Here is a 22,693-nt window from a genome sequence, read left to right as displayed (position 1 = left end):
TAAAAAGAAAAAAGAGGTACATGGATGCTATTCCTGTACCTCTTTCTTTTTTTTTATTTGTTTCATTTGTTCCTGATATTCTTTTTCTACGTCAGTAGTTGTCGGGATAAAGGGCTGCTGATTATAATCGGTTCTTTTACCATATCGTAACATCTCATAAATAATCATCCCGTTATTAGGCATCCCATTTAAAGTTTTCATCGGAACCAAATCAAACAAAACATAGTAAAACGCATAAAAAATAAATCGCTCCCAAAAATTCTTGTATTCGTGCAGTATTCCATTCGCTAAAAGTGCATTAATAACTAATGCAAGCAAAAGGTTAACGAGAATAGGACCAGCATAAATAAAGACATAAGTAAATTTATTTTTTCTTCGTATATCATCATAAGAAAACCAACTATATAGATGATAATATTTTCGAACATCGAAAATCCCTATTTTAAAAATCCGAGGGCCAGAGCCAATAGTGATCCTTGGGTTTTCTACGCCTAAAATTTTACTGACAATTAAGTAACCACTCTCTCTTAAAAATACAACAATGGGCAATATGATAAATGCTGAAATAGCTACTGATAATAAATCTGAAAATCCAAACAAGTATATCGCTTCCCTCTTCTTCAGGATACTCCTCTACTAATGAATACCCATGATAATTAAAATAAATCTTGTAATCATTTCCAGAATGTATACTAAAACTATAAAGAATAGTACTGGGGATGTACTGATAAATTTTTTGTCCGGAATGGTATAGACTCTAGGAATATTTTGTTTAGTCGATTAGTTAAAGGGTAGATAAATAGAGAGAATAAATTTAAATAAATAGAAGAAAGGGATGGAAATATTGAATAGTAACGAACAAAAAAATCAACCATATGCCGATCAATTGAGCGCACAGGAACGATTACAAACAGCTGCAATTGCGATGGAATCTAACAAGCAGCTTCATGCGACTGATATGAATGGAAAAAGAGGCACTAATACTACAGTGGACCTTACAGTAGTCGAAAAGTTAATAGAGGACTGGCCAACACTTTCCAAAAAAGTAACGCAAAAGATGATCGAGTTTTATGGTCCACCGAATGACACTACACATTCGACAATTATTTGGTATTATAATGGTCCATGGAAGAAAACAATCGTTTATAAAGAAGGAGTTCCTCATGACTTTCCCGAACCTCATGTAGATATGCTCGAACAGTTTATTGACTATCATGTGCCAGCGGAAAAAGCAGGGGAAGTAGCAAAACTAGAGGGTAGTCTCGTTATCGACAGAACAAGGGGAGAGGTATCTGTACATTGCGATAACGAAGGCGCCAATACTTTGTCTATGAATATGATGCATGAAATAGTAACTGGTAAGAGGACCGCTGAAGAAGCTCGTGAAAAAATTGCGGAACAGATTACGGAGTTCTTAATGAATAGACCTGCACCATATGCGGAAAAATTTCAGTTTGAATTACCTCAAAAGGAACAAGTGGACCCTGATGTGACAATTGTTAAAGATGCAGAGCTTATGCAGGCAGTGGAAAATGCAAAGAAAGAGTTAAATTTATAAACTAAAAAGTCATTATCAGAGCGTAATAGTTCTGATAATGACTTTTTTCGATTTTATAGATAATGTGGCATTACTATCTCTTGTCTTCTACGACGATCATTTCACCTGTTATCGGATGAGCAAATTGTACTTTAAAAGCATGGAGCTCATATGTTTTAGTAGGTGTTTTCTTCGCTCCATATAAGTCATCTCCAACAATTGGATGACCCAGATGGGCAAAATGTACACGGATTTGATGTGTACGACCCGTTTCTAATATGGCATGTACCTTTGTAAACTGCGGATGTCTGCCGACTACTTCGTAATGCGTGATAGCTTGTTGACCAGAAGGGGAAACCCGCTTTCTCGTTGGGTGATGGCGATCGTTTCCGATTGCAGCTCGAATCGTGCCGTGCTGGTTTTTTAACTGTCCTTCCAAAATTGCCTCGTATGTGCGGATAATTGTTTTATTTTCAAGCATACGATCGAGCATTCCTTTAACAATCGGGTTTTTCGCAACTACGATTAAACCTTTTGTGCCTTCATCAATTCGGTGAACATGTTCCCCATAATTTTGACCTTTACTTGATAGATAGTGGGATACGGTATTCATAAATGTATGGTTTTGACCTTCTTCGTTCGGATGAGTTGCAACGCCACGAGGTTTAGACGCTATTAATAAGTATTCATCCTCATATGCAACATATAATGGGATTTGATCGGAAGGGACGTAATTGGACGATTCTCCTTCCCACTTAAAAACTAATACATCTCCTTTTTTGTTTGGTAGTTTCCATTGCAATAGTTCCCCACTAGTGTTACTCACTGCTTTTTGCATACGTAAGTCATGGATAAGTTTTTTTCCAAGCTTCCAGTTGTTTTGTAAAATTGTTTCAATCGTTAGTCCGTCTTCTGGAACTGTATAGGTTAGTGTATGTAACATCCTTTATTCTCCTTTAAAAAAGGTCATGTCTATTGGACACGACCCATCTAATTATTTTAATACGACTTGATCAAAAAATGCTTGGATATTTTCATTTGGTTGCGCATTCATCATTCTTGCTACTTCTTTTCCACCTTCAAAGTAAATAAGTGTCGGCGTACCTTCGATTAAATAATCATCCCAACCTTGTTCATATTCAAGTATATTATATTTTACAATATCGATACCGTTTTCTTCTGCAAGTGGCGTTAGTCTTGGTGTCATTTCCTGACAGTGCACACATTCTGGGCTGAAGAAATAAGCAGTAACAGGCTCGCCGCTATCAATTTTCTTTTTTAGGTCATCTGGAAGGATGATATTTTGGTAGTTGGGATCTTTTATTAGATCAATTGTAGACTGTCTTAGGTTTTCTTTATCGTAAGGGTTGTCCGATAATGCTTGCTTGTTTTTTTGTCCATTCAATACGAATATTAGTACGAAAACTAAGATGATAATCCCGCCGAATATAGCTAATTTCTTCATAATGATTTTTCCTCCTTCAAACTTCTTAAAACAAGTACACTACTAACTGCGATTAAAATGAAAGCAATAAGTGCTAAAAATGGAATCGTAATAAAGCCTAAATAATTTATATACTCACCAGTACAAGATACTCTTCCACAAGCTGGAGCAGAATCTTGCATAAAGTCTAACTTTTGGATGCTATAATGGTATGCAGAAATACATGCACCAATGATAGAAAAAGCAAGGGAAGTAAGTGCAATTTTAGCATTTTTTTGGACAAAAGCAATTCCTACTATCAATACGAGAGGATACATAAGTATTCGTTGATACCAGCATAATTCACAAGGCTCGTATTGTCTTATTTCGGAAAAGTATAAAGAACCAAGCGTTGCAGTAAAAGCCACTACCCACATAAATAGCATTAAATTTTCAACTTTTTTTGTCATAGGCCGCTCCTTTTAAATACTTTGAACTCAAATCAAAGTATAAGGGTTCTTTGAAAGCATGTAAAACATTTTATCTGTGCAGAAAAGAGTTATATAATAGAAATTAGTGATTACTTGAGGAGTGGATAATATGTCGGAAGAATTTGACTTATCTCAATTTGAAAAAAGCATGGTTATCAGACAAACGACTTTTTCTGATATTGAATCTATTTTAGAAATTCAGCGCTTATGCTTTCCAGGAATGGATCCTTGGGAAGTAGCACATTTACGCAGTCATTTAACAATATTCCCAGAAGGTCAATTAGTAGCAGAGCTTGATGGGAAAGTAATTGGCTCATGCTCCAGCCTTATTATTAACTTTGATGAGTACGATGACCGTCACTCATGGTCTGACGTAACAGATTCAGGTTATATTACAAATCATAATCCAGATGGATATAACTTATATGGAATTGAAGTAATGGTGCATCCTGAATTTAGAAGGATGAAAGTCGGTCAACGCTTGTATGAGGGCAGAAAAGATATTGCCAGACAGTTTAATTTAAAATCCATTATTATTGGCGGCCGCATTCCAAATTACCATAAACACGCAAACGAAATGTCACCGAGAGAATATGTAACAGCTGTTTCTCGTCATAAAATATACGATCCCGTATTAACCTTTCAATTGATGAATGGTTTTACTTTAATGCGTATTAATCCAAATTATTTACCGGATGACAAGGCATCCGTTAAATATGCTACTTTAATGGAATGGAATAACGTAGATTATATCCCGTTATCAAAGCGTCATTTTAAGACGAGCTATCCTGTTCGAATTTGTGCAGTGCAGTACATGATGCGCAAAATTAATTCGTTTGAACAATTTGCGCATCAATGTGAGTATTTTGTAGATGTTGCATCCGATGCACAATCCGATTTCGTCGTATTTCCAGAAATTTTTACAACCCAGCTTATGTCTTTCTTAGATGAGCCTTCTCCAAGTCAGGCAGTTCGTAAATTAACGGAATATACCCCACAGTACATGGAATTGTTTGCAGATTTAGCTGTACGTTACAATATTAACATCATTGCGGGCTCTCATTTTGTAGAAGAAGAGAACGAAGAAATTTATAATATTGCGTATTTATTTCATCGCGATGGCGCGATTGACAAACAGTATAAAATCCATATTACGCCGAATGAACGCAAATGGTGGGGAATTAGTGCTGGAGATTCGGTACAAGTATTTGATACGGATTGTGGGAAAATTGCCATTCAAATATGTTACGATATCGAGTTTCCAGAGCTTGCCCGAATTGCAACAGATATGGGTGCCAATATTATTTTTACGCCATTTTGTACAGAGGATCGACAAGGATATTTACGAGTTCGCTATTGTGCGCAAGCGCGCGCAGTAGAAAACCAAATTTACACGGTTATATCAGGTACAGTAGGAAACTTACCACAAACCGAAAATATGGATATCCAGTATGCTCAATCAGCTATTTTTGCACCGTCTGATTTTGAATTTGCGAGAGACGGAATTGTAGGCGAAACAGAACCGAATGTCGAAATGGTTTTAATAGGAGATGTCGATTTAGAAATATTAAGACGCCAACGACAAGACGGAACAGTTAAGCATTTAAAAGATCGTCGACATGATGTCTATGGTATAGATTATAAAAAATGAGGAATGGGTGTTTCGCGAATGTCTTATAAACAATTATTTGAGCAATGGAATCGTTTTGCTGAGTTAGAATCTGTTTGGAAAGAAGACCTAGATCAATTAGCAAAAGATGAAAAGCGTGCAGAAGATGCTTTTTATCGGGATTTAGAATTTGGAACAGGTGGAATGAGAGGAGAAATAGGAGCTGGTACGAATCGTATGAATACTTATACGATTCGTAAAGCAACTACAGGTCTTGCGGCGTATATAAAAAACGCCGGAGCCGATGCTATGAAACGCGGTGTCGTCATTGCTTATGATAGTCGTAGATTTTCTCCCGAATTCGCAAACGAGGCAGCGAATACACTAGCTTCTAATGGGATTCAAGCTTATTTGTACAACGAGCCTAGAACAACACCGCAGCTGTCTTATTCCGTGCGAAAGCTAAATGCATTTATGGGGATTGTTATTACGGCAAGTCATAATCCTCCTGAATATAATGGTTACAAAGTATATGGAGAAGACGGTGCGCAGTTAAATTTAGAAGATGCCGATGCTGTTATTCGTTACGTTTCCGACGCTGGTGATGCACTTCAAATAACTCACCAAGCATTTGATGATCGCTTAGTTACCTATTTAGATGAAGAAATCGATCAGGCTTATATAGAGGAATTAAAAACCGTGCAAGAAAATCCAGCAATCGCATCAACTACCGATTTAACAGTAGTTTTCACTCCACTACATGGTGCGTCTGGTAAAACAGTGAAACAAATCTTAAGCGAAGTAGGATATAAAAATATCCATTATGTAGAAGAACAAATGGAACCAAATGGTGAGTTTCCAACGGTGAAATCACCAAATCCAGAGGAACAAAGCGCTTTTGAATTCGCAATACAATATGGAGAAAAATATGATGCAGACATTTTAGTGGCAGCAGACCCTGATGGAGACCGTGTTGGACTAGCGGTGAAAACAGCAGGAGGATACAAACTGTTAACTGGCAATCAGACTGGCGCCATTTTAATCGAGTATTTATTAACACAGCGAAAAGAAAAAGGAACGATGCCCGCAAATGGCCGTGTGTTTAAAACGATTGTGACATCTGATCTTGGACGAGTGATTGCAGAGTATCATGGTGCAAGCACGGAAGATGTGTTAACAGGATTTAAATTTATCGGAGAAAAGATTAAAAAATATGAAGAAACGAAAGAGTACGAGTTTCTGTTCGGCTATGAAGAGAGCTATGGTTATTTAGTGAAAAGCTTTGCGCGGGATAAAGATGCGATACAAAGTGTGTTAGCAATCGTAGAAGCTGCTGCTTTTTATAAAGAGAAAGGCATGACACTAGTAGACGTTCTATATGCGTTATATGAGCGACATGGTTATTATTTAGAAGGACTTGTTTCTGTTACGAAAAAAGGAGTAAGTGGAGCGAATGCGATAAAAAACTTACTTGAACAAGTTCGTGTCAATCAACTAACAGAAGTTGCAGGTATTGCTATTTCTTCTCAAGAAGACTATGCGACGTCCCTTCGAACATTTGTTGATGGTCGGAAAGCGGAGCAGATTGTATTACCAAAATCGAACGTACTAAAATACTTTCTTGTAGATGGCTCGTGGGTTTGTGTTCGACCAAGTGGAACAGAGCCGAAGATAAAATATTATTTCGGTGTGACTAGTGGGACAGAAGCAGAAAGTATGGAAAAGCTTGCACTTCTAAAAGAAGCATTCTCAGCTGAAATGAATAAATATTTAGAGGATGGATTGCAATGATCCCATGTAAGCATTGATTCGTTATGTGATTAGCGAAGACTTACTTGAAAATATAGTACTAAAAACTTTCATACGTGTTAATTAGATAGCACTAATATATATCCATCTTAAAAACCAGCCCTTTCATATGCGAAGGGGCTGGTTTTTACTTGCTTTTGATACAAAGAGTTAAGTTTTTCAGTCAAAAGTATGAAGCTATGTAGATACTGTGCGGTTCGAATAAGTGATATGATGGAAAGTAAGAGAACATAAGGTGGAGGAGTTTACATGCAGTTAAATGAACTCTCAAATATTGAATTATTAAAAGAAATTGCAGAATTTCTAAACGAAGAAACAGAAATGGAGAAAATGCTTCAAGGTGCGCTTCGTAAGTTATTAGAAGGGACGCTATTCGAGACCGGTTGGATATTTTTTATCAACGAAAAAGGTAAGCAAGAACTAATCGCGCATGAAAATCTGCCAAATGCATTGCAACAAAATGACTGTAAACACCTGCAAAAAGGTGGGTGTTGGTGTGTTACAAGATTTCTAAATAGCGAGTTAGACAAGGCTTCTAATATTATCGAATGTAAAAGAATTGTCCATTCCAGAAGGAGTAGCAGTAAAGATTATAGTAATATCACACATCATGCAACGGTTCCTTTGCAATCTGGACAAGAGAGATTTGGACTTCTAAATGTGGCAACACCAAACACGATTCGTTTTTCAGAAGGAGAACTTGCGTTATTAGAGTCTGTTGCTTTTCAAATTGGATCTGCGATTAAGCGAATTTTATTAACAAAACAGGAGCAGCAAGTTGCACTTGTACAGGAAAGAAATCGACTTGCCCGCGATTTACATGACTCTGTCAATCAATTACTATTTTCAGTTACCTTAACTGCTAGAGGCGGTATAGAAATGACGGAGCAGCAAGATGTTAAAGACACATTTAAAGAGATTCAATATTTAACGCAAGAAGCTTTAACGGAAATGCGAGCACTTATATGGCAGCTCCGCCCGAAAGGCTTAGAAAATGGAATAATAGAAGGATTAAAAGGGTATGGAGATATACTAGGGTTAACGCTTAATGTGAATGTTAAAGGAGTTATAAATTTACCAGCTAAAATTGAAGAGACTTTGTTCCGAATCGCACAAGAAGCAATGAATAATGTACGAAAGCATTCAGGTGTTTTACAAGCAGAACTGTATTTAACCATTACTACTACAGATGTATTGTTAGTCATAAAAGATGAAGGACGTGGATTTCATATGAATGAATTAAACAGCCTTAGATCGCTAGGATTACAAAGTATGAAAGATAGGGCATATTCCGTTAGTGGAACAGTAGATTGGGTAACAGAATGGGATAAAGGAACGGAGATATTAGTCCGTTTACCGTATTAGGGGGGATAGAAATGATACGAGTATTAATCGCCGATGACCATCATGTAGTTAGAAGAGGGTTAATGTTCTTTTTAAAAACGCAAAAAGATATGGACATAGTGGGAGAGGCCTCGAATGGAAAAGAAGCGGTGGACTTGACTGCAACTTTAAAGCCTGATATTGTATTAATGGATCTTGTAATGCCAGAAATGGATGGTATTCAAGCAACAAAACGTATTAAAGCAAAATACCCACAAATTCAAATTCTCATGCTTACAAGTTTTTCTGATAGAGACCACGTTATCCCAGCACTAAAAGCAGGAGCTGCAGGGTACCAACTAAAAGATATAGAGCCCGATGATTTGGCAGAAGCTATTCGCAAATTAATGCGTGGAGAAAATACATTGCACCCAGAGGCCACTTCTCAGCTTCAAAAAGAAGTGGAAGTCACACCACTTTCCCCGCATGAAGAGCATCCTTTAACTCCAAGAGAGCAGGATGTGTTGGCTGAGCTAACAAAAGGAAAAAGCAATCGTGAAATAGCATCATCCTTATTTGTAACAGAAAAAACGGTGAAAACGCATATATCGAATATATTTGTTAAGCTACAAGTGCAAGATCGAACCCAGGCTGCGCTATATGCAGTCAAACACGGACTCACAGAACCAAGTGGGCAATAAAGTAAAAAGGAAGTTCGCAAAATCATTGCGAACTTCCTTTTTGAATCTGAAAATATGCGGTCAATTGAACTTTTAACAAAAAACGGCCAACCAATAACTTATTCATCTGCTAAATGCGGCTCAATATGCACAAGCGCTACGGAAAAAGGCTTTAACTTCATAATACGTTGTTCTATTTCTTCTGTGATTCGATGACTTTCAATTACGTTAAGATTGGGATTTACTGTAACGGTTATATCAACGAACATTAAATTGCCATGCATCCTAGCTTTAAAATCCTTTAGCGTTTCTACCCCTTGCACGCGTTTTACGACAGTAGACAATGATTCAGCTTCTTCCACATTGAATCCATCCGATAATGTATAGGCAGCCTCATGAAAAATTGTATAAGCTGTATAAATAATAATAATCCCAACAATCAATGCAGTAATACCATCTAACATAGGGAAACCAAAAATGGATCCTAATATACCGATTGTTGCACCTATACTAACTAATGCATCTGAACGATTATCATATGCAGCAGCTTTTAAAGCTGCACTATTTATTCGAGTACCTAATTTTAAGTTGTACTTGTACACGATATACATGGCGAGTGCACTAATAAGCCCAACAATTGCGGTTAATATGGAGGGAGTTTGTTGTACTGGATTTGTTATATGTTGAATCGCTTGAATAATTACTTGAATTCCAATCGACGCCATTATGAAAGCAGCAATTAAAGATGCAATAGTTTCTGCACGTAAATGTCCGTACTGATGATGATCATCTGGTGGTTTTTGTGAAATTCGAAGTCCTATTAGGATGGCAATAGATGCAATAATATCTGTGAAGTTGTTTAACCCGTCTGCTTTTAATGCTTCAGACGAGCCGAGAAAACCCGCACTAAGTTTAAAAGTACTTAATAGTAAATAAATACCAATACTTACCCAAGCTCCTCTTTCCCCTTCACGTAAATTTGTATATAGCTCCAAAGTGTTTCCTCTTTTCAACATTTTATTGCATATGAAAACGACTCTCAATTTGAGAGTCGTTTCACATAACTGTATCATTTTTTACTGTTCTTCTGTTATTTCATCTAAATCATTTAATGGAGTGGCTTTAATGATTTCCAAGTATTGAATGTGATGCCCATCAATATCTTTTACCATGAAATCATATCCTTGTTCGATAATCTTTTCACCTTTAACGGCTTCAAAGCTCTTTGTCATAAACCAGCCACCAATAGTATCGATATCTTCTTCATCGATATTGATACCAAGGAGATCATTGACATTTTCGATTAACATTTTTGCATCGATGATAAAATGATTTTCGTCAATCTTTTGAACTTCTGGAAGCTCATCTGTGTCGAATTCATCACGTATGTCACCGACGATTTCTTCGATAATGTCTTCAATTGTAACAAGACCTGAAGTACCACCGTATTCATCCATTAGAATGGCCATATGAATACGTTCTCTTTGGATTTTAAGCAATAAATCAGCTATCGGCATATTTTCAATCACTCGAATAATTGGCTGCATATAGTCAATTACCGGAGTAGATGCATTTGCAGGATCTTTAATATAAGCTGTTAATAAGTTTTTCATATTAACAAGTCCTATAATATGGTCTTTGTCACCATCTGTTACAGGATATCTCGTATATTGTTCCACACCAATTAGCTCAAATACTTCATGTAGCGTTAAATCTTTTTCAATCGAAATAATTTCTGTTCGCGGAACCATAATTTCTTTGGCAATACGATCATCAAATTCGAAAATCTTGTTTACATATTTATATTCTGCTTGGTTGATCTCTCCACCTTTATAACTGTCAGAGAGAATCATACGAAGTTCTTCCTCTGAATGGGCTACTTCCGATTCGGATACGGCTTTTAAACCAAACACTCGGGTAGCTAAAAATCGTGCAGACCCATTCATACCGTGAATAACCGGATACATTAGACGGTCAAAAATAATTAGCGGTTTTGCAACTGCTAATGTAATTTGTTCCGACTTTTGAATTGCCATTGTTTTAGGTGTTAGTTCCCCAACAACTACATGTATAAATGTTACTAGAGAAAATGCAATGATAAATGAAAGTACGGAGGTAACACTCTCCGGAAGCTCAAAATACTCAAATGCAGGATGCAGTATAGCTTCGATTGTCGGCTCTCCAAGCCATCCCAAACCTAGAGCGGTAATGGTTATTCCGAGCTGACATGCAGATAAATACTCATCCAAATTAGAAACGACTTTTTTTGCATTTATCGCCCTTGTGTTTCCTTCAGCAATAAGCTGATCAATTCTTGTCGTTCTTACTTTTACAATTGCAAATTCACTAGCAACGAAAAATGCAGTGAATGCGATTAAGACAGCAAATGCTGTCAATCGTATGGCTATCTCCAAATAATTACTTTGTCCCTAACCCGAATGAGGGGTAGAACAAAGTATACACCTCCTGTTTTCTAAAAAATAGTTTATACGTTTAATAATAAAATATATAAAAAGAAAATACAAATCTTTCTTCTCACATGGAACAAATTTCTATAGAAACTTAACATAAACTTATCAATTGTATAGTCCTAAAAATGTGATAATAGTAGCTGTATAGATGGGAGGATGACAATTGAAAGATACATATGTTGAAATTATAAAGGCTTCTATTAAACTAGGTTTTACTTCCTTTGGAGGACCGGCCGCACATATTGGTTACTTTCGAGAAGAGTATGTGGAAAAGAGAAAATGGCTGGATGATAAAATGTATGCCGATATCGTAGCGCTATGCCAGTTTTTACCTGGTCCCGCATCTTCCCAAGTTGGAATATCGATAGGTTTGTTAAGAGGAGGTATACTAGGAGGTCTCCTTTCTTGGATAGGCTTCACTTTGCCATCAGTCATTATATTAATGCTTTTTGCAGCTTACGTTACAACTGCTGATTCATTTGATAGTGGCTGGATTCAAGGGCTTAAAATTGTTGCAGTTGCAGTTGTGGCACAAGCGCTTCTTGGTATGCAAAAGTCACTTGCTCCTGACAAAGTACGTATTTCTATTGCCGTAGTATGTGCTATTTTAACTTTGCTTATTCCAACCGCTATTGGTCAAATTAGCATCATTGTTGCCGCCGGTCTGTTTGGCTACATATATTACAAAGAAGAAACCGTGCTACCAGCTTCTAATATGGCACTTACTTTTGGTAAAAAGACAGGGATTATAAGTTGGATTTTATTTTTTGGACTATTGATTTTATTACCTGTTGTTAAACCTTTTTTTCAATCAGTATATTATTCTATTTTTGATACGTATTATCGAGTTGGGTCTATTGTGTTTGGCGGGGGACATGTCGTTTTACCGATGCTTGAAAGAGAAGCGGAGGTAGCTCCAGATATATTTCTTGCAGGATATGGAGCAGCGCAAGCAGTGCCGGGACCTCTGTTTACAATCGCAGGCTATTTAGGACAAGTGACTGCTGGGAATCCAGGAGCTGTTATAGCAGTCATTGCGATGTTTTTACCTTCGTTTTTATTGGTAATCGGTACTTTGCCATTTTGGTCTTTTATCAGGTCGCAAAAGGGAATTCAGGCCGCCTTAAAAGGAGTTAATGCAGCTGTAGTGGGAATTCTTCTAGCTGCGTTATATGATCCCGTTTTTACAAATGCGGTAACAAGCACGTTTGATTTTATTATTGTATTAATTAGTTTTATGTTATTAGTCGTGTATAAATGGGCGCCTTTTAAAGTAGTATTAATAAGTGCGTTATTAGGTGCAGCTGTACAATTAATCTAATAAATTTCTTTTTTCAAAATGTATTGACAACGGAATTTTCTGTATGCTAATGTTAAGGGACACTAAATAAAAGGAAATGGAGGTATGAAAAATGATTCGTTTAAAAGATAGCGTAAAAAACTTAATAATTTATTCATACCGACCATTAGACGAAAAATGATTTATTAATAGACATGTAAGAAAAGAAATATGTCTATTTTTAAAGCACATTGCCGTATTGTGGGCAATGTGCTTTTTTGCGTTTAATGATTTCCATTTTTTGGTGAAAAATTATGTGGAGGAGTGTTGGATATGAATATTCAACGAACAAAACAAATTTTATTAAAGGAATCTCTAGAAGGCGGATAGCCGAATATGTAAGTGGATTTGAAGAGAAAAGAGGGGTTAATGAATGTTTTCTGTTTTATTTAAATTAAAATGGTTTTTCCAAGATAACTGGAAGCGATATACGGTTGCGGTAGGACTGCTTATAGTTGCGAGTGTTATAGAAATTTTACCTCCTTGGGTAGTTGGGAATGCAATTGATACCATTACTTTGGGTGAAATGACGTCCAGTCAATTATGGCAATACTTTTTCATATTTATCGCAATAATTATTGTTGCTTATGCACTAAATTTTATATGGCAATATCAGTTATTCGGAGGTTCAATCTCGATTGAGCGAATTTTACGTACTAAGTTAAATCGCAAATTTTTAAGTATGACACCAACTTTTTATGAAAAAAATCGTACGGGTGATTTAATGGCTCGTGCAACTAATGATTTAAATGCAGTGTCCCAAACAGCAGGATTTGGCATTATGACACTAATTGATTCGACGATGTATATGGCGGCTTTAATACTCGCAATGGGTTTCATCATTTCTTGGAAGCTCACATTCTTCGCACTTTTACCTATACCGGTTTTGGCACTTATTATGCAATATTTAGGAAAAATCATTCATGAAAAATATATGACTGCCCAAGATGCATTTGGTGAGTTAAACGACCGCGTTTTAGAATCAATCGCTGGTGTTCGCGTTATTCGTGCATATGTGCAAGAGCGTGCGGATGAAAAAACGTTTGCTGATATGAGTGAAGACGTCTACCAAAAAAATATGGTAGTAGAGCGAATTGATGCACTTTTTGGACCGATTACGAAAGTAGGTACGGGCATAAGTTATGTAGTTGCTTTAGGATATGGTGCGTACTTAGTATCTAGAGGCGAGATGACAGTTGGAAATTTGATCACTTTTAACGTGTATTTAGGTATGGCAATCTGGCCGATGTTCGCAATCGGTGAACTGATAAATGTCATGCAACGCGGGAATGCTTCTTTAGATCGTGTACAGGAAACGTTGGATTATGAACAAGATGTAAAAGATCCGACAAATCCAATCGCATTAAAAAATGCAAGCTCCGTTGGTTTTGAACAAGTTGGATTCCAATATCCCTTATCCCAAGTGAAAAACCTGCAAAATATCCAAGTGAAGCTGAAAAAAGGGCAAACGCTTGGAATCGTAGGGAAAACAGGTTCTGGGAAAACGACTTTTATGAAGCAATTATTGAAGGAATATCCGATTGGTACGGGAGCTTTAACGATTGGAGAAACGACAATTTCAGAACAAACTAAAGCCCAAGTATTAGAGTGGATTGGCTATGTTCCACAGGACCATGTGTTATTTTCACGTACGATTCGTCAGAACATCCTTTTTGGGAAAGAGGATGCAACGGAAGAAGAGCTAGAAGATGCAATTCGGTTAGCCCATTTCCAGCAAGATTTGATGAATTTACCGATGGGTCTAGAAACATTAGTAGGAGAAAAGGGAGTTTCCTTATCAGGTGGCCAAAAGCAGCGTGTGTCGATTGCTCGCGCGCTTATTAAAAATCCTGAAATCCTATTGTTAGATGATTCGCTATCAGCGGTAGACGCGAAAACAGAAGCGAAAATCATTGAAAATATTCAAACAGAACGTAGTGGGAAGACAACAATTATTACGACGCATCGATTATCCGGTATTCAGCATGCAGACCATATTATCGTGCTAGATGAAGGACTGATAGTAGAAGAGGGTACTCATGAAGAGCTTCTTTTACAAAATGGTTGGTACAAAGAGCAATACGATCGTCAACAGCTTGAGGGGGTGTCGTCATGAGTACAGGAAAACGACTCTACCATTACGCATTATTTTATAAAAAGCCAATTTTGCTTGGTTTAATCTTTTTAACCATTGCGGTGTTTGCCGATTTGTCGGGCCCTTTCATCGCCAAAACAATCATCGACGAACATATTGTAGAAGGTGCCATTGAATTTCAACCGATTCTACTGTTGCTAGGATTGTTTTTTGGGTTAAGTGTTGTTACGGCAGTTTTTCGATATTTCATGTTTATACAGCTACAAGTAGGAGCGAATCGAGTTGTACAAAAACTACGAAACGATGTATTTCAACATATCCAGACGCTACCGATTCAGTACTTTGACAATTTGCCTGCTGGTAAAGTAGTAGCTCGTGTTACTAATGACACAGAGGCAATTCGTAATTTATATGTGCAAGTATTATCACAATTCGCAACGAGTATTATTTCCATTTTAGGGGTCTACGTCGCGCTTTTCATACTAAATGTACGAATGGCTTTGATGGCTTTATTTGTTCTACCGATCATTTATATTTGGATGATTAGTTATCGAAAATATGCCTCTAAATATAATCATATCGTTCGGACGAAAATTGCGGATTTGAATGCAATGCTCAATGAATCGATTCAAGGGATGTCCATTATTCAAGCATTTAAACGGGAAGAACAAATGGACCGAGAATTTGAAGAAATGAATGAAGAGCATTATCGCTATCAGAGGAAATTATTAATACTAGATTCCGCAACTTCGTTTAACTTAGTAAGCGTTTTGCGTTCCGTTATGTTTATTGTGTTTATTACTTATTTTGGCTTACAATCAATGGAACCAGGTACAATCGTGTCAGCTGGGATGCTGTATGCGTTTGTCGATTATACGACTAGATTATTCAACCCAATTACAGGGATCGTGAACCAGTTTTCGCAATTGGAAAGATCATTAGTAGCGGGTTCTCGTGTCTTTGCATTACTTGATGAGTCAGGTGAAAAAGTAGCCGATAAAAAGATGGAGCGATACGAAGGAAATGTAGAGTTTCAAAATGTTTCATTCGCATACAAGGAGCAAGAGTATGTGTTGAAAAACTTGAACTTTATCGCGAATAAAGGAGAAACGGTGGCACTTGTAGGGCATACAGGCTCTGGTAAAAGCTCTATTATGAATTTATTGTTCCGTTTTTATGATTCTTCCAAAGGGAAAATTCTTATTGATGGAATCGATATTACCACCTTACCAAGACAAACGATTCGCGAGCATATGGGAATTGTTTTGCAGGATCCCTATTTGTTTTCCGGAACGATTGCATCGAATGTGAGCTTAAACGATCCAAAAATTTCGCGAGAGAAAGTAGAAGCGTCATTAGCGGCAGTCGGTGGAGAACGAGTGTTAAAAAACTTGGAAAAAGGTTTGGATGAACCAGTTATTGAGAAGGGGAGCACATTATCCTCTGGTCAAAGGCAGCTCGTCTCTTTTGCTAGAGCACTTGCATTCGACCCAGCTATTCTCATTCTGGATGAAGCAACCTCTAATATTGACACGGAAACAGAAGAAATCATCCAACATGCAATGGATGTATTGAAAAAAGGAAGAACGACTTTTATCATTGCGCACCGACTATCTACTATTAAAAATGCAGATCGTATTTTAGTATTAGACCGCGGGGAAATAGTCGAAAGTGGTACACATGAAGAATTACTGGAACTACAGGGACGCTATGAGCAAATGTATAAACTACAAGCTGGAGTATCCTCATACGCATAATGCGTGTGGGGATATTCCCTTTTTTATTGGTTGTATGTAAAGCTAATGCTTGTTGGTGAGTGGGGAAGTGCGCTGGATGGGCGATGAGCCATTACAGCAGCCAGATTGTAAATTGGTCGATCTTTTTAAATAGTTGGACAATCTCCCTTCGAAGTTGGACGATCTTCTCCAAATGTTGGACAATCCCGCGCGAAAACTGGACAATCATTGCAAGATTGGACAATCTCGCTTCAAAGGTGGACAATCTTCTCAACTAGTTGGACAATCTCCTTAAAAAGTTGGACAATTACCTTCAAACACTGGACAATCTCTCTCGAAAACTGGACAATCATTGCAAGGTTGGACAATCTCTCCCCGAAACTGGACGAACCCATCCAATAGTTGGACAATCCCCTTCAAACACTGGACAATCTCCCGCGAAAACTAGTCAATCATCTCTCTATGACTATTTTTTACAAAAGAAATTTTTATCCAGTACGGCGTAATCCCTATTGAAGTTTTATGGCGACCATCGTATATTTAGAGAGTCGAAATAAAATAAAAAAAGAGGTTATCTATGTTAAATTGGCTACGGGATTGGAAAATCAAAATAGCTTCCTTCAATAGAAACATTCGATTGTTTATGCTTGCCAATATGCTCATTCAAACTGGAATGGGAATATTTGCAGTTATGTACAATTTATATATTAAAGAGTTAGGATTTCCGGAAACCATTAATGGAACGGTCATCTCTATGACTTCCCTTGCAACGGCAATAATACTTATTCCAGCAGGATTTTTAAGCGACCGATACGGTAGAAAAGGAATGATTATTCTCGGGACTATTGTTTCCGTAATAACTCTTTTTTATCGAAGCGTCACAATAAGCGAGCAGTCCATTATTTACGCAGCATTTCTAACTGGTCTGTTTATGGCGCTAGTTCAGGTTTCGGGTGTTCCTTTTCTAGCAGAAAACTCGCGTGCTAGCGAGCGAATGCACTTATTTAGTATCCATTTTTCATTAGTCACGATAGCAAGTGTTGTCGGAAGTTTAGGGGGAGGGGTATTGGCGGATGCATTACATGTATATGCCAATATGTCCGTGCTTGTCTCGATTAAGTGGGTATTGATAATAGGATCAGTTATTTTTGGATTGGGATTAATCCCTTTATTTCAATTAAAGCCAAGTGAAAAAGTGGAAGAGACAGTAAAAATGACAGATACTAGACCAAAAGAAATTCCTAGTAATTTCAAACGAAATATTACCGTAATCGTACTGTTTGGATTTGCCAATTTGTTAATAGGAACGGGTTCTGGTTTAGTTATTCCTTATTTGAATTTATATTTTTCCAATCGATTTGATGCTTCCAATTCTTATGTTGGGTTAATCTTGTCACTAGGTTCAGCCATGACTGCTGTTGCCATGTTACTAGGTCCTGCACTTGTGAAGAGAGTGGGGCAAGTGCGTGCATTAGTAATATTCCAGTTACTTTCTATTCCTTTTTTATTTATCACGGGTTTTACAAATTCTCTCATCATTGCATCCCTTGGTTTCTTACTCCGTCAAGCGTTGATGAATGCTGGAAACCCGATTCAAAGTGCAATCGCGATGGATCTTGTGCATGATAAATATAAAGGACTTGCTAATTCAGTAAATCAGATGGTATTCCACATTGGGTGGGCGAGTACTGGAGGAATTGCCACAGGACTTGTAATGGCATATGGATTTTATTGGGGCTATGCATATACGTTTTCGATTACAGGCGTTTTATATATAATTGCTTCTACTTATTTTTATATTTTATTTGGACGCAAAAAACTGGGTGCAGTATAAAAAGTGCAAGGGAGAATAATCCCTTGCACTTTTTAGTCGTATACATGAAAAAGCATAAGCTCATGAATCATTTTCTTTACTGCTTGTTCATCTGTAGGCGTCTCACTTAACCATTTGATTGTTCCATCTGGTTCATATTCTGCAGCATATCTTGTATTTTTATAGAAGAAAGAAATAGACCAACCTGGTAATTGCTTATTTTCATATAGTGGCTTGAAGCTAAAATGCTGTAGCAATTCTATCAACCTTTCATGTGGCATAATTTACTCGCATACACTAGTAGAAATGACTAATGAAGGAGCGTCAAATTGTTTACTGATAAATTAAAGCAAGCAATACTAAACGAATATGAAGATTATCACTTTTATCGTTCTATGTATAAATTAACTGACGACCCGTATTGGCAAAGTTTTATCGAGCATGTATATATAGATGAAAAAAGCCATTACGAAATGTTCCAACAACTATATTATATGCTTACTGGGACATTTGTACAGGATTTCCCTGAACCCAAAGAATGTTTTGATTTGAAGGAATGTGCGAAAAGCGCAATTAGAGATGAGTTAGAAGCGGCTGAAATGTATAAAGAAATGCTGCTCCAAATACCGATCCAGCAAGCATACGCTCCACTATTTGTAGCGATGCATGACGAAACAGAACATGCTATTCGTTTTTCGACCATGTACAACGCATTGTAAATTCTTTTAGTGTTTGTCCTTCCTCTGCTATAATAAGTGAGAAGCTAGAGGAAAAAGGTGAAACAGATGAATTTTATATGGACAATCGCATTTATGGCAATCGTTGGAGCAGCTATAGGAGCAGTAACGAATCATTTGGCCATTAAAATGTTATTTAGGCCGCATGAAGCAAAATATATTGGATCATGGCGAGTTCCATTCACACCAGGTTTAATACCAAAAAGAAGAGATGAACTGGCAAAACAACTAGGAAATACAGTGATTAATCACCTATTAACCCCTGACATTTTTAAACGAAAATATTTCAATGAAGAAATGCAAGAAAAGACAACCAAATTGATCGTCCGCCAATTGAATGAAAAAATACTTCTTTCCGATAAAACAATTGCAGATTGGTTAAAACTTGGTGGTCTTGAAAATATTGCGTCCATGGCAAATGGAAAAATTGAAAACCAAGTAGATATCCAATTTCAACAACTAAAATCAAGATTTGAGCAGGAAACAATTCGTGAGCTAGCACCTGCCGAATGGCAACAAAAAGCAGATACAAAAGTCGGAGAAATAGTTGCTTATATTCTGGAAAAGGGAGAAGAGTTTTTCGAGTCCGAACAAGGGAAAATGACTGTAAAAAACTTAATCGATGATTTCCTTTCCACTAAAGGAACACTCGGAAGTATGATTCAAATGTTCGTTGGAGAATCTTCTTCACTTGCTGGAAAAGTGCAACCTGAAATCTTGAAATTTTTAAAAGCACCAGGAACAAAGAATATGTTAGAAAATATTGTACGAAATGAATGGGAAAAGCTAAAAGATCGCCCAATTGTGGAGATAATTGATGGATTCGATTTTGAACCGGTCATTGCGAATGTGAAGAAGTATTTAACTGAGCAATTAGCTATTGAAGAACTTTTAAGTCATAGCTTAGTCCATTATTTCCCGGAAGCAACAGAATGGACACAAACAAAGCTTGTTCCGAGGCTTACTAATTTTGCTTTTATAGAAGCTGAAGCAAAATTAGAAGAAGTGTTGCGTAAAATGAAATTAGAAGATATGGTAAAAGAGCAAGTCGATTCTTTCCCAGTAGAACGTTTGGAAGATATTGTACTTGGTATATCGAAAAGAGAATTTAAAATGATTACCGTTTTAGGCGGAGTTCTTGGAGGTCTCATCGGGATTATTCAAGGGATTATCGTATTTATAACGGGATAAAAGGGGCTAATAATAATGATTAATATTTATGACGACATTAACAAATTAGAAGCAACATTACGAAAAACAAACGAGTTCGCAAACGTACAGGCGGCTGTTGATGCTGTAAAAGCAGATGCAGAAGCACTAGCATTATTCCAAAGCTTTCGCAAAATCCAATTAACTCTTCAAGAAAAGCAAATGAAAGGCGAAGAAATTGCTGGCGAAGAATTAGAATATGCGCAAAAAACTGCACAGCTTGCCCAAAACAATGAGAAGATTTCAAAAATGCTTCAAGCCGAAATGGGATTAAGTCAGTTGATTGAAGAAGTAAATCGTGTATTAATCAAACCAGTACAAGAATTATACGAAGGCATTTGATAAAAAGGATCTCTCCACAATTGGATGAGATCCTTTTTATATTATAAAGAAGGAATATTGTAAGGGATGACGAATGTATTATTAATGAATGACTATTCACTGACAAAGGGGAGAATGGAATGTATAACACGTTACGATTAGAAAAAGAAGGAAGAATTGCTACATTAACATTAAATCGACCAGAAGCAATGAATTCGATGAATGAAATGATGATGCAAGAGCTAGCCGTTTGTTTGGAATCCCTAAAGGAAGATACTTCTATTCAAGTACTACTGCTTAGAGGAGAGGGACGTGCATTTTCAGCTGGCGGAGATATTAAAGCGATGATCAATACAGAAAATCCTTTTAATATAGAAGAAGCGATGGAATATGTATCGCGCATTGCATTAGCATTATATACTTTACCGCAAATTACAATCGCATCTGTACACGGAGCAGCAGCGGGACTTGGTTTTAGTATGGTACTTGGCTGTGATATAGTCATTGCCGAAGAAAATAGTAAACTGGCAATGAACTTTATTGGCATTGGATTAGTTCCAGATGGAGGAGGACACTTCTTCTTAAAAGAAAGAGTGGGAGTTCCAAAAGCAAAGCAACTTATGTGGAGTGGTCAGTTGTTAAAAGGGATAGAGGCAAAAGAACTTGGCTTAGCAGATGAAGTTACTTCTGATGGCCTTGGATGGGCAACCGCAACCTCCTATGCACAAAAGCTCTTGCGGTCGCCAATCGCAGCGATGATTGCCTCAAAAGAAATTTTACATGCAAGTAAAAAAGAGGAACTGCAATCCATTCTTGAACAAGAAGCAATTACGCAAACCGCAATGCGTAAAACTGCTGATCATATAGAGGGCATTAATGCCTTCGTTGCGAAACGCAAACCCGCATTCCAAGGACAATAGTTAATGAATTATTTGCAGAAGATCAACATAATTGATCTTCTGCTATTTTTATGGAAAAAATGTCCTTTTCCAACTAAATGTCTCAGAATTCTAACTAAACCCGCTAGAATTCCAACTAAACTCAATCCTCGAGAAAAATCTAGCTAACAATTCCGCTTTCTCAGGACATTCCAGTGGGGAAAATATCCTTTTACAACTAAAAGACTCAGAATTCCAACTAAATCTTCCGTTTTTCCAACTAACCACGCTAGAATTCCAACTAAATTCATTCACTAGGAAAAAAACACAAAAAAAGGACTAAAACCAAGACGGTTTTAGTCCTCACCAACTCACACATGAAACAATACAAGTTTCCCTGCGCTATTTACTAAACGATGTGTCTTTTCAAGCAGACCTTTTTCTTCGATTGCTGCTTCCCCTTTTTTCTTCGCTTCCTCATCATTTTCGAAAGTCCATGTTTCTTCAACAATTAGCTTTCCTGTTGGTTCAAATGCAGTAAATTTATATGTTTTCATGAAAACACACCCCTTTATTCTTCTCCATTCTATTATACATTAAAAATTCTAAAAATAAATGTAAAGTAAGCTTGACAATAAAATGGTGTGTAAAGTATACTTTACGTAAAGCTAGCTTTACAAAGAAAGAAGGTGTACACATGGAAAATTTAGTTAGAGAAAAGCGAATGGCGCTTGGGATGACGCAGGATGACCTGTCAATCAGGTTAGATGTTTCTAGGCAAACAATCAGTTCATTAGAAAAAGGACGTTATAATCCATCGATCACATTAGCTTTTAAGCTTTCAAAATTGTTCCAATGTACGATTGAGGAAATATTTATATATGAGGAGGAATAGGGATGTATGAGGGGTTTGATTTATTTTCATTTTTAATAGGTTTGCCTTTAGCGATTGTCATCATAGCGATAGTATTTTTGATCATGAGACGGATTGGAAAGCAAAAAAGATGGTTTGATGAACGTTATGTTAGAATCCATGAAAAGGCACGCTCTTTATCTTGGACTGTTACTACGATAACTATATTAATCGTGTGGCTGATAATTATTTTTATGGAAGGGCCAGGGTTAGCTTTCTTCTTAATGACTGCAATTTGGGTGATTCATATGCTCTCCTATGCAATTGGGTCACTCATCGCCAATAGATCTAACTAGAATGAATGGAGGA

The 22,693-nt window shown here is 37.0% G+C and carries 23 protein-coding genes; 15 read left to right on the top strand and 8 right to left on the bottom strand.

Annotation, left to right across the window (positions count from 1 at the left end):
• Positions 1 to 27: 27 nt before the first annotated feature.
• Positions 28 to 600 carry a hypothetical protein gene (locus tag ACIP9W_RS19815; protein ID WP_400792847.1) on the bottom strand — a complete coding sequence of 191 codons (573 nt, stop codon included), beginning with the start codon at positions 598 to 600 and terminating at the stop codon, positions 28 to 30.
• A gap of 244 nt (positions 601 to 844) precedes the next feature.
• On the opposite strand from ACIP9W_RS19815, the gene ACIP9W_RS19810 reads away from it, so the two are divergent.
• Positions 845 to 1,558 carry a hypothetical protein gene (locus ACIP9W_RS19810; protein WP_400792846.1) on the top strand — a complete coding sequence of 238 codons (714 nt, stop codon included), beginning with the start codon at positions 845 to 847 and terminating at the stop codon, positions 1,556 to 1,558.
• A 73-nt stretch (positions 1,559 to 1,631) separates the two neighbouring features.
• On the opposite strand, the gene ACIP9W_RS19805 is transcribed toward ACIP9W_RS19810, so the two are convergent.
• The 3 genes from ACIP9W_RS19805 to ACIP9W_RS19795 are packed head-to-tail and all read right to left on the bottom strand — an operon-like array spanning position 1,632 to position 3,430.
• Positions 1,632 to 2,480, bottom strand: a complete 849-nt coding sequence (locus ACIP9W_RS19805; RefSeq protein WP_400792845.1) for an RluA family pseudouridine synthase — start codon at positions 2,478 to 2,480, stop codon at positions 1,632 to 1,634.
• A gap of 51 nt (positions 2,481 to 2,531) precedes the next feature.
• Positions 2,532 to 3,002, bottom strand: coding sequence for a thioredoxin family protein (locus tag ACIP9W_RS19800; protein WP_400792844.1), 471 nt, complete (start codon positions 3,000 to 3,002; stop codon positions 2,532 to 2,534).
• Positions 2,999 to 3,430: a disulfide formation protein C gene (locus ACIP9W_RS19795; protein WP_400792842.1), complete on the bottom strand. Its 432-nt coding sequence runs from the start codon at positions 3,428 to 3,430 to the stop codon at positions 2,999 to 3,001. Before ACIP9W_RS19795 ends, ACIP9W_RS19800 begins: the two co-directional genes overlap by 4 nt.
• 130 nt (positions 3,431 to 3,560) lie before the next feature.
• Between ACIP9W_RS19795 and ACIP9W_RS19790 the strand changes: the two genes are divergently transcribed.
• The 4 genes from ACIP9W_RS19790 to ACIP9W_RS19775 all read left to right on the top strand — a co-directional run bounded on the left by ACIP9W_RS19790 (position 3,561) and on the right by ACIP9W_RS19775 (position 8,893).
• Positions 3,561 to 5,102 carry a carbon-nitrogen hydrolase family protein gene (locus ACIP9W_RS19790; RefSeq protein ID WP_142540640.1) on the top strand — a complete coding sequence of 514 codons (1,542 nt, stop codon included), beginning with the start codon at positions 3,561 to 3,563 and terminating at the stop codon, positions 5,100 to 5,102.
• Positions 5,103 to 5,120: 18 nt separating this feature from the next.
• Complete coding sequence (locus ACIP9W_RS19785; protein ID WP_400792841.1) at positions 5,121 to 6,851, top strand: phospho-sugar mutase; 1,731 nt, start codon at positions 5,121 to 5,123, stop codon at positions 6,849 to 6,851.
• A 267-nt stretch (positions 6,852 to 7,118) separates the two neighbouring features.
• The gene (locus ACIP9W_RS19780) at positions 7,119 to 8,234 is read left to right on the top strand and encodes a GAF domain-containing sensor histidine kinase (protein ID WP_400792840.1); all 1,116 of its coding nucleotides are present in this window, start codon (positions 7,119 to 7,121) and stop codon (positions 8,232 to 8,234) included.
• A gap of 11 nt (positions 8,235 to 8,245) precedes the next feature.
• The gene (locus ACIP9W_RS19775; protein WP_282242029.1) at positions 8,246 to 8,893 is read left to right on the top strand and encodes a response regulator transcription factor; all 648 of its coding nucleotides are present in this window, start codon (positions 8,246 to 8,248) and stop codon (positions 8,891 to 8,893) included.
• Between the two features lie 98 nt (positions 8,894 to 8,991).
• Here ACIP9W_RS19775 and ACIP9W_RS19770 read toward each other — a convergent pair whose 3' ends face one another.
• Positions 8,992 to 9,867, bottom strand: coding sequence for a cation diffusion facilitator family transporter (locus ACIP9W_RS19770; RefSeq protein WP_400792838.1), 876 nt, complete (start codon positions 9,865 to 9,867; stop codon positions 8,992 to 8,994).
• Between the two features lie 81 nt (positions 9,868 to 9,948).
• Entirely contained in the window at positions 9,949 to 11,268 is a 1,320-nt protein-coding gene (locus tag ACIP9W_RS19765; protein ID WP_400792837.1) for a hemolysin family protein, read from the bottom strand.
• A gap of 238 nt (positions 11,269 to 11,506) precedes the next feature.
• Here ACIP9W_RS19765 and chrA point away from each other — a divergent pair, with 238 nt between their 5' ends.
• From chrA to ACIP9W_RS19745, 4 genes are all read left to right on the top strand, one after another.
• The gene (gene chrA / locus ACIP9W_RS19760) at positions 11,507 to 12,664 is read left to right on the top strand and encodes a chromate efflux transporter (protein ID WP_400792836.1); all 1,158 of its coding nucleotides are present in this window, start codon (positions 11,507 to 11,509) and stop codon (positions 12,662 to 12,664) included.
• Positions 12,665 to 13,055: 391 nt separating this feature from the next.
• Positions 13,056 to 14,798 carry an ABC transporter ATP-binding protein gene (locus ACIP9W_RS19755; RefSeq protein ID WP_400792835.1) on the top strand — a complete coding sequence of 581 codons (1,743 nt, stop codon included), beginning with the start codon at positions 13,056 to 13,058 and terminating at the stop codon, positions 14,796 to 14,798.
• Positions 14,795 to 16,534 (top strand): ABC transporter ATP-binding protein, encoded by a 1,740-nt coding sequence (locus ACIP9W_RS19750; RefSeq protein ID WP_400792834.1) that lies wholly within the window; start codon positions 14,795 to 14,797, stop codon positions 16,532 to 16,534. Before ACIP9W_RS19755 ends, ACIP9W_RS19750 begins: the two co-directional genes overlap by 4 nt.
• A gap of 556 nt (positions 16,535 to 17,090) precedes the next feature.
• Positions 17,091 to 18,347 (top strand): MFS transporter, encoded by a 1,257-nt coding sequence (locus ACIP9W_RS19745; RefSeq protein WP_400792833.1) that lies wholly within the window; start codon positions 17,091 to 17,093, stop codon positions 18,345 to 18,347.
• Positions 18,348 to 18,379: 32 nt separating this feature from the next.
• Here ACIP9W_RS19745 and ACIP9W_RS19740 read toward each other — a convergent pair whose 3' ends face one another.
• Positions 18,380 to 18,583: a YheE family protein gene (locus ACIP9W_RS19740; RefSeq protein ID WP_400792862.1), complete on the bottom strand. Its 204-nt coding sequence runs from the start codon at positions 18,581 to 18,583 to the stop codon at positions 18,380 to 18,382.
• 72 nt (positions 18,584 to 18,655) lie between these two features.
• Between ACIP9W_RS19740 and ACIP9W_RS19735 the strand changes: the two genes are divergently transcribed.
• From ACIP9W_RS19735 to ACIP9W_RS19720, 4 genes are all read left to right on the top strand, one after another.
• On the top strand, positions 18,656 to 19,045 hold the full coding sequence (locus tag ACIP9W_RS19735; protein WP_282242022.1) for a ferritin-like domain-containing protein: 390 nt from the start codon (positions 18,656 to 18,658) through the stop codon (positions 19,043 to 19,045).
• Between the two features lie 66 nt (positions 19,046 to 19,111).
• Positions 19,112 to 20,254 carry a DUF445 domain-containing protein gene (locus ACIP9W_RS19730; RefSeq protein WP_400792832.1) on the top strand — a complete coding sequence of 381 codons (1,143 nt, stop codon included), beginning with the start codon at positions 19,112 to 19,114 and terminating at the stop codon, positions 20,252 to 20,254.
• A gap of 15 nt (positions 20,255 to 20,269) precedes the next feature.
• The gene (locus tag ACIP9W_RS19725; RefSeq protein ID WP_282242020.1) at positions 20,270 to 20,614 is read left to right on the top strand and encodes a YlbF family regulator; all 345 of its coding nucleotides are present in this window, start codon (positions 20,270 to 20,272) and stop codon (positions 20,612 to 20,614) included.
• A 119-nt stretch (positions 20,615 to 20,733) separates the two neighbouring features.
• The gene (locus ACIP9W_RS19720) at positions 20,734 to 21,513 is read left to right on the top strand and encodes an enoyl-CoA hydratase (RefSeq protein WP_400792831.1); all 780 of its coding nucleotides are present in this window, start codon (positions 20,734 to 20,736) and stop codon (positions 21,511 to 21,513) included.
• Between the two features lie 329 nt (positions 21,514 to 21,842).
• Here the strand turns inward: ACIP9W_RS19720 and ACIP9W_RS19715 are convergent, their stop codons facing one another.
• The gene (locus ACIP9W_RS19715) at positions 21,843 to 22,028 is read right to left on the bottom strand and encodes a YhzD family protein (RefSeq protein WP_142540654.1); all 186 of its coding nucleotides are present in this window, start codon (positions 22,026 to 22,028) and stop codon (positions 21,843 to 21,845) included.
• A gap of 140 nt (positions 22,029 to 22,168) precedes the next feature.
• Between ACIP9W_RS19715 and ACIP9W_RS19710 the strand changes: the two genes are divergently transcribed.
• Together ACIP9W_RS19710 and ACIP9W_RS19705 are read left to right on the top strand one after the other, a co-directional pair.
• Positions 22,169 to 22,366, top strand: coding sequence for a helix-turn-helix transcriptional regulator (locus ACIP9W_RS19710; RefSeq protein WP_282242018.1), 198 nt, complete (start codon positions 22,169 to 22,171; stop codon positions 22,364 to 22,366).
• A gap of 2 nt (positions 22,367 to 22,368) precedes the next feature.
• Entirely contained in the window at positions 22,369 to 22,680 is a 312-nt protein-coding gene (locus ACIP9W_RS19705) for a DUF2178 domain-containing protein (protein ID WP_400792830.1), read from the top strand.
• Positions 22,681 to 22,693 lie beyond the last annotated feature (13 nt).

Origin of the sequence: Psychrobacillus sp. NPDC093180, from assembly GCF_044754065.1 — a bacterium.
In the GTDB taxonomy this organism is placed as follows: Bacteria; Bacillota; Bacilli; order Bacillales_A; family Planococcaceae; genus Psychrobacillus.
This window is presented reverse-complemented; position numbering and strand designations above follow the sequence as displayed.